Consider the following 12,899-nt stretch of genomic DNA (forward strand, 5'->3'; position numbering starts at 1 on the left):
ATCAGCGATGTTCTACGGAATGGCTGTGTTCAATATCTTCACTTTTCCGGCTGAAGCGGCGGCGTACCACCACAAAGAAGACCGGGACGAAGAAGATAGCCAGAACCGTTGCGGTGACCATCCCGCCCATTACGCCAGTACCTACGGCGTTCTGTGCGCCGGAACCGGCACCGGAGCTGATAACCAGTGGCATAACGCCCAGAATGAACGCCAGAGATGTCATGAGGATCGGACGTAAACGCATACGAACCGCATCCAGCGTTGCTTCAATCAGGCCTTTGCCCTCTTTATCCATCAGATCTTTGGCGAATTCGACGATCAGTATCGCGTTCTTCGCCGACAACCCAATGGTTGTGAGCAGGCCCACCTGGAAGTAAACGTCGTTGGTCAGGCCGCGGAAAGTGGCCGCCAACAGCGCACCAATAACCCCCAGCGGAACCACCAGCATTACGGAGAACGGAATAGACCAGCTCTCATACAACGCCGCCAGACACAGGAAGACGACGATCAGTGAGATGGCATACAGGGCAGGGGCCTGGTTACCGGACAGCCGTTCCTGGTAGGACATCCCCGTCCAGTCGTAGCCGATACCGGATGGCAGCTTACTGGCCAACTGCTCCATCATCGCCATCGCTTCACCGGTACTCTTACCCGGTGCCGCCTGACCTAAGATCTCCATAGAAGGCAGACCGTTATAGCGTTCCAGACGCGGTGAACCGTATTCCCAGCGTGAGGACGAGAAGGCGGAGAACGGCACCATCTGACCATCGCTGCCGCGCACATACCAGTTACCGATATCTTCCGGCAACATACGGTATTTGGCTTCGGACATGACGTAAACTTTCTTCACACGACCACGGTCGATAAAGTCGTTCACATAGCTTCCGCCCCATGCGGCACCCAGCGTGGTATTAATGTCGCTAATGGAAACACCCAGCGCCTGTGCTTTTTCCTGGTCGATATCAATCTTGAACTGCGGCGTATCTTCCAGACCGTTCGGACGAACGCCGACCAGCAGATCCGGATGTTTTGCCACTTCGCCGAACAACTGGTTACGCGCCTGGGTCAGTTTGTCGTGACCGAGTCCCGCCTGGTCAATCAACTGGAAGTCAAAACCGGTCGCGGTACCCAGTTCCACAATCGCGGGCAGGTTAAAGGCGAATACCATGGCGTCTTTAATCTGCGAGAAGGCGGCAGAAGCGCGTTGGGTAATGGCTTCAACCTTGTTCTCTTCGCCCGGACGGTCAGCCCAGTCTTTCAACGAGACGAACGCGATACCGGTGTTCTGACCACGACCTGCAAAGCCGAAGCCGTTAACCGCAAACACCGATTCAACGTTGCTCTTCTCTTTGGTAAGGAAGTAGTCGGTCATCTCATCAAGCACTTTCTGCGTACGTTCCTGGGTCGCACCCGCAGGCAACTGGGCCATGCTGAGGAATACGCCCTGGTCTTCGTCCGGCAGGAAGGAGCTTGGCAGACGGACGAACAGGAACGCCATGCCGACCACGATGATCAGATACAGCAGCAGATAACGACCGGTGCTACGCAGAATATTACCCACGCTGTCGGTGTAATGGTGCGTGCTCTTATCGAACATGCGGTTAAACCAGCCGAAGAAGCCTTTTTTGCCTTCACCGTGGTCGCCTTTGGCAACCGGTTTAAGCATGGTGGCGCACAGCGCCGGCGTCAGGATTAACGCAACCAGTACGGACAGCGCCATTGCGGACACAATGGTGATGGAGAACTGACGATAAATCGCACCGGTAGATCCACCAAAGAAGGCCATCGGGATAAATACCGCAGACAGCACCATCGCGATACCCACCAGTGCGCCCTGAATCTGGCCCATGGATTTACGCGTGGCTTCCTTCGGCGGTAACCCCTCTTCGGACATAACACGTTCGACGTTCTCGACCACCACGATGGCGTCATCCACCAACAGGCCGATGGCGAGCACCATCCCGAACATCGTCAGGGTGTTTATCGAGAAGCCAAAAGCGGCAAGTACCGCAAAGGTCCCCAACAGAACGACCGGCACCGCAATGGTCGGGATCAGCGTCGCGCGGAAGTTCTGCAGGAACAGATACATCACGAGGAACACGAGGATGATCGCTTCCGCCAGCGTTTTCACCACTTCGTGAATAGAGATTTTCACGAACGGGGTGGTGTCATACGGGTAAACGATTTTCAGACCTGACGGGAAGAACGGTTCCATCTTCACCAGTTCGGCACGGATCGCCGCGGCGGTATCCAGCGCGTTCGCACCGGTTGCCAGTTTGATCCCCAGGCCGGAGGCCGGTTTACCGTTGAACTTCGCGATGATGTCGTAGTTCTCGCCGCCCAGTTCAACTTTCGCGACGTCGCGCAGACGAACCTGAGAGCCATCCTGGTTCACTTTCAGCAGGATTTTGCCGAACTCGTCGGTTGACGTCAGACGGGTCTGGGCAATAATCGATGCGTTGAGCTGCTGGCCTTTCACCGGCGGCGTACCGCCTAACTGACCGGCTGCGACCTGGGCGTTCTGCGCTTTGATGGCCGCAATGACATCAACCGGGGTTAACTGATACTTGTTGAGTTCGGTCGGGTCCATCCAGATACGCATCGCATACTGCGAACCAAACAGCTGAACGTCACCTACGCCGGAAGTACGGCTGATGGTGTCTTTCATGTTGGCGGCGACGTAATCCGAAATATCTTCCTGCGTCATGGTGCCGTCGGTATTGATAACCCCGACAACCATCAGGAAGCTACTGGACGACTTCTCAACGCTTACACCCTGTTGTTGTACTTCCTGCGGCAGCAACGGCATCGCCAGCTGCAGTTTGTTCTGCACCTGAACCTGCGCGATATCTGCATCCGTACCGGATTCAAACGTCAGGGTGATCTGCACGGTACCCGTGGAGTCACTGTTTGAGGACATGTACATCAGGTTATCGATACCGTTCATATTCTGTTCGATAACCTGCGTGACCGTATCCTGCACGGTTTTGGCATCAGCACCAGGGTAGGTTGCGGAGATCGTCACTGCGGGCGGCGCAATCGTCGGATATTGCGCGACCGGCAGCTTGAGGATCGCAAGCCCCCCTGCCAACATGATGATAATGGCGATCACCCATGCAAATATGGGGCGATCGATAAAGAAATTAGGCATGTCTTAACGGCTCCTGTTTAAGTTAAGACTTAGACTGCTCAGGCTGGCTACCGCTAGCGGCTTGCTGGTTGTTCTCTGCGGTAATCTCTTGTGCTTTCACCTGCGCACCAGGACGCACTTTCTGCAGCCCACTGATAATGACGCGTTCACCTGATTTCAGACCACTGGTCACCAGCCATTTATCGCCAATCGCCTGACTGGCCACGATTTGACGGCTTTCCACTTTGTCATCAGCGCCCACAACCAGCACGGTTGCATCACCGCGCGGCGTACGGGTCACGCCTTGTTGTGGTACCAGTAACGCAGTAGGGTTGGTTCCTTCTTCCAGACGCGCGCGAACAAACATTCCCGGCAGTAAAGTGTGATCCGGGTTAGGGAAGACGGCGCGGATGGTGATAGAACCGGTGGTCTGATCGACGGTCACGTCTGAAAACTCAAGCGTACCGGTCTGCGGGAATTTGATGCCATCGCTGGTCACCAGCTCGACTTTCGCCTTGCCGTTTTCCTGCTTCAACGTTCCGTTAGCCAGTTCTTGTTTCAGACGCAGGAAGTCGTTGCTCGACTGCGTCACGTCAACATAGATAGGATCGAGCTGTTGCACGGTTGCCAGTGCTGTCGCCTGACCGTTTTGCACCAGTGCGCCTTCCGTCACGGCAGATTTACCAATACGGCCGCTAATCGGAGAGGTCACTTTGGTGTACGCCAGGTTAATGCGCGCTGTTTCAACGGCGGCTTTCGCGGCAACGACAGCGGCATTCGCCTGTTGCGCATCGGCCAGCGCCTGATCGTAATCTTGTTGACTGATGTACTGCGTGCCCAGCAGCTTTTTATAACGGTTAACCGTTACCTGAGCGATGCTGGCAGCGGCCTGGGCTTTCGCCAGATCGCCTTTCGCGCTTTCATAAGTGGCTTGATACGTCGCAGGATCAATCTGATAGAGAGACACTCCTGCTTCGATATCACTACCTTCCTCGAAATTACGCTTCAGGATAATCCCGCTTACCTGAGGACGAACTTCCGCAATACGGAAAGCACTGGTGCGACCCGGGAGTTCAGTTGTGATCTGTAGAGGTTCGGTTTTGAGCGTCACAACCCCAACTTCTGGCATCTGCTGGCCCCCTTGTTGGGCCTGTTTGTCGTCACATCCTGTAAGCGCTAAGCTGCCTGAGAGCATCAGAACGACCGCCAGAGGCGTAAACCCTCTGTTTTTGTTCATATGTAAACCTCGAGTGTCCGATTTCAAATTGATCAATGGTCAAAAGTCCACAAACCCATTGCTGCGTTTATATTATCGTCGTGCTATGGTACATACATCCATAAATGTATGTAAATCTAACACCTGTAAATTCACCGACATATGGCACGAAAAACCAAACAACAAGCGCAGGAAACACGACAACACATCCTGGATGTAGCGCTACGGTTGTTCTCGCAACAAGGGGTATCTTCCACCTCGCTGGCGGAGATTGCAAAAGCCGCTGGCGTTACTCGCGGTGCAATCTATTGGCATTTCAAAAACAAGTCGGATTTATTTAGTGAAATCTGGGAACTATCAGAATCCAGTATTGGTGAGCTTGAGACTGAGTATCAGGCAAAATTCCCCGACGATCCACTATCAGTGTTAAGAGAAATACTCGTTCATCTCCTTGAATCTACCGTGACAGAAGAACGGCGACGTTTATTGATGGAGATTATATTCCACAAATGTGAATTTGTGGGAGAAATGACTATAGTCCAGCAGGCGCAAAGAAACATCTGTCTCGAAAGCTATGATCGGATCGAACAAACGTTAGCCCATTGTATTCATTCAAAAATGTTGCCTGCAAATTTGATTACGCGGCGGGCGGCGGTGATCATGCGCGCCATGATTTCAGGTCTGATGGAAAACTGGCTTTTTGCTCCACAATCGTTTGATCTCAAAAAAGAAGCGCGGGATTACGTCGCCGTGTTGCTGGAAATGTTAACATTTTGCCCCACGCTACAGTCGACGGGGCCTGACGCCGTGTCCTGACGCCACTCCAGGAATTATCCTGGACGGTTTCGCTGCCGCTATTCTGTCTGACAGAGCCGTGATATTCTTGCTCGTTGACTATTTTCGGTCGTCTTTTCGGTTCAGAAACCTTCATTCACATGACTATGTTGCAGCTCTATAAACGTGCACAGCACCTCGTTTTTATCACGGTGGCTGTTTTCATCTTAATGCTGTCCTGCCAGTCTTTGGCGCTTGCCCGCGCGTCGTCAAACAGCGATCTGCCGTCGAAGGCGGAGGTGCAAAGCCAACTGGATACGCTCAATAAGCAAAAAGACCTTTCCGCGCAGGATAAACTGGTTCAGCAGGATCTCGTCGAGACCATCGCAACGCTGGAGAAAATCGAGCGGGTGAAAGACGAGACGACGCAGCTCCGTCAGCGCGTGGCGCAGGCGCCGGAAAAAATGCGTCAGGCGACAGAGGCCCTGAATGCCCTCAGCGATGTGGATAATGATGATGAAACGCGTAAGACGCTCAGTACGCTTTCATTACGCCAGTTAGAACTGCGCGTGGCGCAGGTACTGGATGATTTGCAGAACGCGCAAAACGATCTCGCCACCTATAACAGCCAGTTGGTCTCCCTGCAAACGCAGCCCGAACGCGTACAAAATGCGATGTATACGGCTTCTCAGCAGCTTCAGCAGATCCGCAACCGACTGGACGGCACCAACGTGGGCGAAGCGGCGTTGCGACCGACTCAGCAGGTGCTTTTACAGGCCCAGCAAACGTTACTGAACGCCCAGATCGATCAACAGCGTAAAAGCCTGGAAGGCAATACGGTGTTGCAGGACACTCTGCAAAAGCAGCGCGATTATGTCACCGCAAACAGCAACCGGCTCGAGCATCAGATGCAGTTGCTGCAGGAAGCGGTCAACAGTAAACGTCTGACCTTAACGGAAAAAACGGCGCAGGAGGCCATTTCACCGGATGAAACCGCGCGGATCCAGGCCAATCCGTTGGTCAAACAGGAGCTGGAAATCAATCATCAGCTCAGCCAGCGCCTGATCACCGCGACGGAAAATGGCAACTCGCTGATGCAGCAAAACATCAAAGTCAAAAACTGGCTGGACCGTGCGCTGCAATCCGAACGCAATATTAAAGAACAAATCGCGGTGCTGAAGGGAAGCCTGCTGCTGTCGCGTATTCTCTATCAGCAGCAGCAAACGCTGCCGTCGGCGGATGAACTCTCTGACATGACCAACCGCATTGCGGACCTGCGTCTGGAGCAGTTCGAAATTAACCAACAGCGTGACGCGTTGTTCCAGAACGATGCGTTCGTGGCTAAGCTGGAAGAAGGTCACAGCAACGAAGTAAATGACGAAGTCCACGATGCGCTGTTGCAGGTTGTCGATATGCGCCGTGAACTGCTGGACCAGCTTAATAAGCAGTTGGGCAATCAGCTCATGATGGCCATTAACCTGCAAATTAATCAGCAGCAGTTAATGAGCGTCTCGAAAAACCTGAAAGAGATCCTGACCCAGCAAATCTTCTGGGTAAACAGCAACCGACCAATGGACTGGGACTGGATCAAAGCCTTCCCGCAGTCGCTGAAAGATCAGTTCAAGTCGATGAAAATCACGGTGAACTGGGAAAAAGCGTGGCCGGCGGTGTTTATCGCCTTCCTGGCCGGGCTGCCGCTACTGCTGATTGCCGGGCTGATTCGCTGGCGTCTGAAGTGGCTGAAAGCCTGGCAGCAGAAACTCGCCGCCGCGGTGGGGTCGCTGCGCAATGACAGTCAGCTAAACACACCGAAAGCGATTCTGATCGATCTGATCCGTGCACTGCCGGTGTGCCTGCTGATTCTGGCTGTCGGCCTGATTTTGCTGACCATGCAGTTAAACATCAGCGATCTGCTGTGGGCATTCAGTAAAAAACTGGCTATCTTCTGGCTGGTCTTCGGACTGTGCTGGAAAGTGCTCGAAAAAGACGGGGTGGCGATTCGCCATTTCGGTATGCCTGCACAACTGACCAGCCACTGGCGTCGCCAGATTGTGCGCATCAGCCTGGCGCTACTGCCACTCCACTTCTGGTCCGTCGTGGCAGAGCTTTCTCCGCTGCATCTGATGGACGATGTGCTGGGGCAGGCGATGATTTTCCTCAACCTGCTGCTGATCGCGTTTCTGGTGTGGCCGATGTGCCGTGAAAGCTGGCGTGATAAAGAGTCGCATGGCCTGCGCCTGGTGACGATCACCATCCTGTCAATCATCCCGATTGCGCTGATGGTGCTGACGGCAACCGGCTACTTCTACACCACGCTGCGCCTGTCGGGCCGCTGGATTGAGACCGTTTATCTGGTCATCATCTGGAACCTGCTGTATCAGACGGTGCTGCGCGGTTTAAGCGTCGCGGCGCGGCGTATCGCCTGGCGTCGTGCGCTGGCGCGTCGTCAGAATCTGGTGAAAGAGGGGGCCGAAGGGGCGGAACCGCAGGAAGAACCAACCATCGCGCTGGAGCAGGTGAACCAGCAAACATTACGCATTACGATGCTGCTGATGGTTTCACTGTTTGCGGTGGTGTTCTGGGCGATTTGGTCCGATCTGATCACCGTGTTCAGCTATCTCGACAGCATTACGCTCTGGCACTATAACGGCACCGAAGCAGGCGCGGCGGTAGTGAAAAGCGTGACGATGGGCAGCCTGCTGTTTGCCATTATCGCTTCGATGGTGGCCTGGGCGTTGATCCGCAACCTGCCGGGTCTGCTGGAAGTGCTGGTGCTGTCGCGCCTCAAAATGCGCCAGGGCGCATCGTACGCCATCACCACGATCCTGAACTACATCATCATTGCCGTCGGGGCGATGACGGTCTTCGGTTCGCTCGGCGTGTCGTGGGATAAACTGCAGTGGCTGGCGGCGGCCTTATCGGTCGGTCTCGGTTTCGGTTTGCAGGAGATCTTCGGTAACTTTGTCTCGGGCTTGATCATTTTGTTCGAACGCCCGGTGCGGATCGGCGATACGGTGACGATCGGCACGTTCTCCGGTACCGTCAGCAAGATCCGTATCCGCGCGACCACCATTACCGATTTCGATCGTAAAGAGGTGATCATCCCGAACAAGGCGTTTGTAACCGAGCGCCTGATCAACTGGTCGCTGTCTGATACCACCACTCGTCTGGTGATCCGCCTCGGCGTGGCTTACGGTTCGGATCTGGATAAAGTGAAGAAAGTCCTGCTTCAGGCCGCGATGGAGCATCCGAAAGTGATGCACGATCCCGAGCCAGCGGTGTTCTTCACCACCTTCGGCGCCAGCACCCTGGATCACGAACTGCGTCTGTACGTGCGTGAGCTGCGCGATCGTAGCCACACGGTTGATGAACTGAACCGGTCAATCGATCGTCTGTGTCGCGAAAATAACATTGATATCGCCTTTAACCAGCTTGAAGTGCATCTGCGCAACGAGAAGGGCGATGAGGTTACAGAGGTTAAACGCGAGATCAAAGGCGACGATCCGGCGCCTGCGGTTTAATCAAACGATCGCATGCCTGATGGCGTCACTTGCGTCTTATCCGGCCTACAACACAGGGTAATATCCAATACCCGCTCAGAAATGTAGGCCTGATAAGCGCAGCGCCATCAGGCAAAACTCAATCCGGTTTGTCAGCCGTCTGAGCCACTTTTTTTTCATAGTCCCGCTTAACCATTTCCAGCGCTTTCAAAACGGTAGCCGGGGCGACATTGTTTTCTTCCAGCAACACAATCAAATCGACGGCCAGTTTGACCTCATCCGGGGCGTTTTCAAGTGACATAGCGTCTCCAGGGATTAGCGGGTTAAACGCGCCAGGACACGTTCAATATTGTCCAGCGCCTTACGACAGCGCGCCAGACGACCTTCATAGATTTCCACTTCGCGTTGCAGCGTTTGTTGTTCGTCCAGGCGGGTGACCTGAGCCAGTCGCGCTTTGCGTTGCGCGGTCATTTCCTGCAGGCGTCGCTCAAATTCCTGATGCTGGATGCGTCTGCGCTGCCAGTGTGCCAGACCCGGCGAGGCGCTGTCCCACTCCCGCAGCGACCAACTGGCGGTTTCGCGGGAGATCGCTTCCAGTTGCGACGCCAGATGTTCCGCCAGCCAGGCAACTTGCGGCAATTGCTGTTGTTCAACCGCCTGACGTAGCGCCTGAAGGTGGCCTTCAGCTTCCTCCAGACAGGCCTGGAGCAGGGTACTGCGTGTCTGAAAAAGATGGCGATCGAAGCGGGCGCTGATCGTGGCATGCTGCGCCACCGGCGCGCAGCGTTGGCGCAGGAGGGCGAGCTGATCTTCCAGCTTTTGCAGCAGCATGGCGGTTTTCAATGTAACACTCCGATGAAAATGATAACTGTTATGCTAAAGTAGCGTTCTGGTTTGCGATATGCCTTTATTATGCAACGAATCCTTTTAATCATCACGGGTTGGCTGGCAGTTGTATTGGGGACGCTGGGCGTCGTGTTGCCTGTACTGCCGACGACACCGTTTATCCTGCTGGCTGCCTGGTGCTTTGCCCGCTCATCGCCGCGTTTCCATGACTGGTTACTCTATCGCTCGTGGTTTGGCAGCTATTTGCGATTCTGGCAGAAATATAAGGCTATGCCGCCGGGCGTTAAGCCCCGCGCGATCGTAATGATCCTCATCACCTTCGCCATATCGCTGTGGTTGACCCCGATGTGGTGGGTGCGGATCCTGCTGCTGGTGATCCTGGTCTGCCTGCTGATATTTATGTGGCGAATACCAGTGATTGACGAAAAGCAACAAAAGCACTGAAGCATAATAATCGCGGTTGCAATTGAGGGCGGTAGCCAGTAAATTCGACCGTTTTCGAGCACAGGCGCGCCGGGTCAAATTAATGTTGGCCTTCTATATACACACTATCCTTGAAGGTGCATCGAGGCGGCAACTGAATGAATCCCTGAGCTTACATCAGTAAGTGGCCGGGATGAATGATGGCAGCCAACAAAGAGGCAGCCTGAAGGATGAAGTGTATAGTGCGCCGTGAAGTAACACCGTATTAATCAGGCACAAACTTATGACCGCAACTGCACAGCAGCTTGAGTTTCTCAAAAATAGCATTAAAAGCATTCAGGACTACCCGAAACCGGGCATTCTTTTCCGTGATGTCACCAGCTTACTGGAAGATCCGAAAGCTTACGCGCTCAGCATCGAATTGCTGGTTGAGCGTTACAAAAATGCAGGCATCACCAAAGTTGTCGGTACCGAAGCACGCGGCTTTTTGTTTGGCGCGCCGGTAGCGTTGGGTCTGGGCGTTGGCTTTGTGCCGGTGCGTAAACCGCGCAAGCTGCCGCGTGAAACGATCGCTGAAAGCTACGAACTGGAATACGGCACCGATCAACTGGAAATCCACGTTGATGCGATCCACGCCGGTGATAAAGTGCTGGTGGTTGACGATCTGCTGGCAACCGGCGGGACGATTGAAGCGACCGTGAAACTGATCCGTCGTCTGGGCGGCGAAGTGACCGATGCCGCGTTCATCATCAACCTGTTTGACCTCGGCGGCGAACAGCGCCTGGCGCAGCAGGGCATCAACTGTTATAGCCTGGTTCCTTTCCCGGGACACTGATTCAGGCTATCTTATTTGCCATTTTGGCCCCGGTCAGTGCTCGAAATCCTCACGTACTGTCAGTACGCTCCGGTTTTTGCGCGCTGTCCGTCACCAAACTGGCTGCAACGATGTCGCCTGAATATCACCTCTCAACCTCGCTGAATGTGCGAGGTTGTGTTAGCATTCCCCCCTATGAATCCACCTTCCAGCGTTTCAGAGCCAGCCAATGAGTTATCAGGTTTTAGCCCGAAAATGGCGCCCACAAACCTTTGCTGACGTCGTCGGCCAGGAACATGTGCTGACCGCACTGGCGAACGGCTTGTCGTTAGGGCGTATTCACCATGCATATCTATTTTCCGGTACCCGGGGTGTCGGTAAAACCTCCATTGCCCGTCTGCTGGCAAAGGGACTGAATTGCGAAACCGGCATTACCGCCGCGCCGTGCGGCGTGTGTGATAACTGCCGCGAAATTGAGCAGGGGCGATTTGTCGATCTGATTGAGATCGATGCCGCCTCGCGCACCAAAGTCGAAGACACCCGGGACCTGCTGGATAACGTCCAGTACGCACCGGCGCGCGGTCGATTCAAAGTTTATCTGATCGACGAAGTGCATATGCTGTCTCGCCACAGTTTTAACGCGCTGCTCAAAACGCTTGAGGAGCCGCCGTCGCACGTCAAATTCCTGCTGGCGACAACCGATCCGCAGAAGCTGCCGGTGACCATTCTGTCCCGCTGCCTGCAGTTCCATCTTAAAGCGCTGGATGTCGACCAGATTCGCCATCAGCTTGAACATATTCTTAACGAAGAGCAGATCGCCCACGAGCCGCGTGCGCTGCAACTGCTTTCCCGTGCGGCCGACGGCAGTCTGCGTGACGCATTGAGTCTGACCGATCAGGCGATAGCCAGCGGTGACGGCCAGGTATCCACCCAGGCGGTGAGCGCGATGCTCGGCACGCTGGATGACGATCAGGCGCTGTCGCTGGTGGAGGCGGTAATCGCCGCCGACGGCGAACGGGTGATGACGCTGGTCAACGAGGCTGCGGCGCGGGGAATCGAGTGGGAAGCGCTGCTGGTCGAAATGCTGGGTCTGCTGCACCGTATTGCGCTGGTCCAGTTGTCTCCTGCCGCGCTTGGCAGCGACATGGCGACGATCGAAGTGCGCATGCGTGAACTGGCGCGTACTGTGCCGCCGGCGGACGTTCAGCTCTATTACCAGACGTTATTGATTGGCCGTAAAGAACTGCCGTACGCGCCAGACAGACGCATGGGCGTTGAAATGACCTTACTGCGGGCGCTGGCGTTTCATCCGCGTATGCCGTTACCAGAACCCGAGGTTCCGCGACAATCGTTTGCCCCTGTCGCGCCAACGGCGGTAATGTCGCCGACCCAGGTGTCGCAGCAGTCTGCGCCTGCGCAACCATCTCCGACAGCGCCGCTGCCGGAATCCACCAGTCAGGTGCTGGCGGCGCGCAATCAACTGCAACGTGCGCAGGGAGCAACCAAAGCAAAAAAGAGTGAACCGGCAGCCGCACCCCGCGCGCGGCCGGTGAATAACGCTGCGCTGGAAAGACTGGCTTCGGTATCAGAACGCGTGCAGGCTCGACCTGCGCCGTCTGCGCTCGAACAGGCTCCGGCGAAGAAAGAAGCCTATCGCTGGAAGGCGACCACGCCGGTTGCTGAAGTGAAAGAGGTGGTGGCGACGCCGAAGGCGCTGAAGAAAGCGCTGGAGCATGAGAAAACGCCGGAACTGGCTGCTAAGCTGGCCGCAGAAGCGATTGAACGCGATCCGTGGGCGGCGCAGGTCAGTCAGCTCTCGCTGCCCAAACTGGTTGAGCAGGTCGCGCTCAATGCCTGGAAAGAAGAGAACGGCAATGCGGTCTGTCTGCATTTGCGTTCCAGCCAGCGTCACCTGAATTCCAGCGGTGCACAGCAAAAGCTGGCGGAAGCACTGAGTCAGCTTGCGGGATCAACGGTTGAACTGACCATCGTAGAAGATGATAATCCGGCGGTGCGAACGCCGCTGGAATGGCGTCAGGCGATTTATGAAGAGAAACTTGCGCAGGCGCGCGAGTCGATAGTTGCGGATAACAACATCCAGACTCTGCGTCGATTCTTCGATGCGGATCTGGATGAAGAGAGTATCCGCCCCATTTGATCGTAAGCGACGCTTATGATTGTCATCCCTTAACGTGA

Annotated in this window: 9 protein-coding genes and 1 other annotated feature; of the genes, 5 read left to right on the forward strand and 4 right to left on the reverse strand. The window is 55.0% G+C overall.

The window, feature by feature from the left end; genetic code table 11:
• Position 1 precedes the first annotated feature (1 nt).
• Both acrB and acrA read right to left on the reverse strand, forming a co-directional pair.
• The gene (gene acrB, locus AL479_RS15280) at positions 2-3,151 is read right to left on the reverse strand and encodes an efflux RND transporter permease AcrB (protein WP_061076660.1); all 3,150 of its coding nucleotides are present in this window, start codon (positions 3,149-3,151) and stop codon (positions 2-4) included.
• Between the two features lie 22 nt (positions 3,152-3,173).
• Positions 3,174-4,367 (reverse strand): multidrug efflux RND transporter periplasmic adaptor subunit AcrA, encoded by a 1,194-nt coding sequence (acrA, locus tag AL479_RS15285; RefSeq protein WP_061076661.1) that lies wholly within the window; start codon positions 4,365-4,367, stop codon positions 3,174-3,176.
• Between the two features lie 141 nt (positions 4,368-4,508).
• Between acrA and acrR the strand changes: the two genes are divergently transcribed.
• Both acrR and mscK read left to right on the forward strand, forming a co-directional pair.
• Positions 4,509-5,162 (forward strand): multidrug efflux transporter transcriptional repressor AcrR, encoded by a 654-nt coding sequence (gene acrR / locus AL479_RS15290; RefSeq protein ID WP_061076662.1) that lies wholly within the window; start codon positions 4,509-4,511, stop codon positions 5,160-5,162.
• A 119-nt stretch (positions 5,163-5,281) separates the two neighbouring features.
• Positions 5,282-8,641, forward strand: a complete 3,360-nt coding sequence (mscK, locus tag AL479_RS15300) for a mechanosensitive channel MscK (RefSeq protein WP_061076663.1) — start codon at positions 5,282-5,284, stop codon at positions 8,639-8,641.
• A gap of 118 nt (positions 8,642-8,759) precedes the next feature.
• Here the strand turns inward: mscK and rsmS are convergent, their stop codons facing one another.
• Entirely contained in the window at positions 8,760-8,921 is a 162-nt protein-coding gene (gene rsmS / locus AL479_RS15305; protein ID WP_061076664.1) for a pleiotropic regulatory protein RsmS, read from the reverse strand.
• 14 nt (positions 8,922-8,935) lie between these two features.
• The gene (gene priC / locus AL479_RS15310; RefSeq protein WP_061076665.1) at positions 8,936-9,463 is read right to left on the reverse strand and encodes a primosomal replication protein N''; all 528 of its coding nucleotides are present in this window, start codon (positions 9,461-9,463) and stop codon (positions 8,936-8,938) included.
• A gap of 69 nt (positions 9,464-9,532) precedes the next feature.
• Here priC and AL479_RS15315 point away from each other — a divergent pair, with 69 nt between their 5' ends.
• The 3 genes from AL479_RS15315 to dnaX all read left to right on the forward strand — a co-directional run bounded on the left by AL479_RS15315 (position 9,533) and on the right by dnaX (position 12,861).
• Positions 9,533-9,910, forward strand: a complete 378-nt coding sequence (locus AL479_RS15315) for a DUF454 family protein (RefSeq protein WP_061076666.1) — start codon at positions 9,533-9,535, stop codon at positions 9,908-9,910.
• A 262-nt stretch (positions 9,911-10,172) separates the two neighbouring features.
• Positions 10,173-10,724: an adenine phosphoribosyltransferase gene (apt, locus tag AL479_RS15320; RefSeq protein WP_061076667.1), complete on the forward strand. Its 552-nt coding sequence runs from the start codon at positions 10,173-10,175 to the stop codon at positions 10,722-10,724.
• A gap of 208 nt (positions 10,725-10,932) precedes the next feature.
• Positions 10,933-12,861: a DNA polymerase III subunit gamma/tau gene (dnaX, locus tag AL479_RS15330; RefSeq protein WP_061076668.1), complete on the forward strand. Its 1,929-nt coding sequence runs from the start codon at positions 10,933-10,935 to the stop codon at positions 12,859-12,861.
• Positions 12,194-12,258, forward strand: a sequence feature (DnaX frameshifting element). Its footprint overlaps the gene before it by 65 nt.
• Positions 12,862-12,899 lie beyond the last annotated feature (38 nt).

Origin of the sequence: Citrobacter amalonaticus (genome assembly GCF_001559075.2) — a bacterium.
Taxonomy (GTDB): Bacteria; Pseudomonadota; Gammaproteobacteria; order Enterobacterales; family Enterobacteriaceae; genus Citrobacter_A; species Citrobacter_A amalonaticus_F.

Excerpts from the sequence above, each read along its gene's own strand:
- dnaX (WP_061076668.1), top strand. The coding sequence starts at position 10,933 with ATGAGTTATCAGGTTTTAGCCCGAAAATGGCGCCCACAAACCTTTGCT.
- acrA (WP_061076661.1), bottom strand. The coding sequence starts at position 4,367 with ATGAACAAAAACAGAGGGTTTACGCCTCTGGCGGTCGTTCTGATGCTC.
- apt (WP_061076667.1), top strand. The coding sequence starts at position 10,173 with ATGACCGCAACTGCACAGCAGCTTGAGTTTCTCAAAAATAGCATTAAA.
- rsmS (WP_061076664.1), bottom strand. The coding sequence starts at position 8,921 with ATGTCACTTGAAAACGCCCCGGATGAGGTCAAACTGGCCGTCGATTTG.
- acrR (WP_061076662.1), top strand. The coding sequence starts at position 4,509 with ATGGCACGAAAAACCAAACAACAAGCGCAGGAAACACGACAACACATC.
- acrB (WP_061076660.1), bottom strand. The coding sequence starts at position 3,151 with ATGCCTAATTTCTTTATCGATCGCCCCATATTTGCATGGGTGATCGCC.
- mscK (WP_061076663.1), top strand. The coding sequence starts at position 5,282 with ATGACTATGTTGCAGCTCTATAAACGTGCACAGCACCTCGTTTTTATC.
- AL479_RS15315 (WP_061076666.1), top strand. The coding sequence starts at position 9,533 with ATGCAACGAATCCTTTTAATCATCACGGGTTGGCTGGCAGTTGTATTG.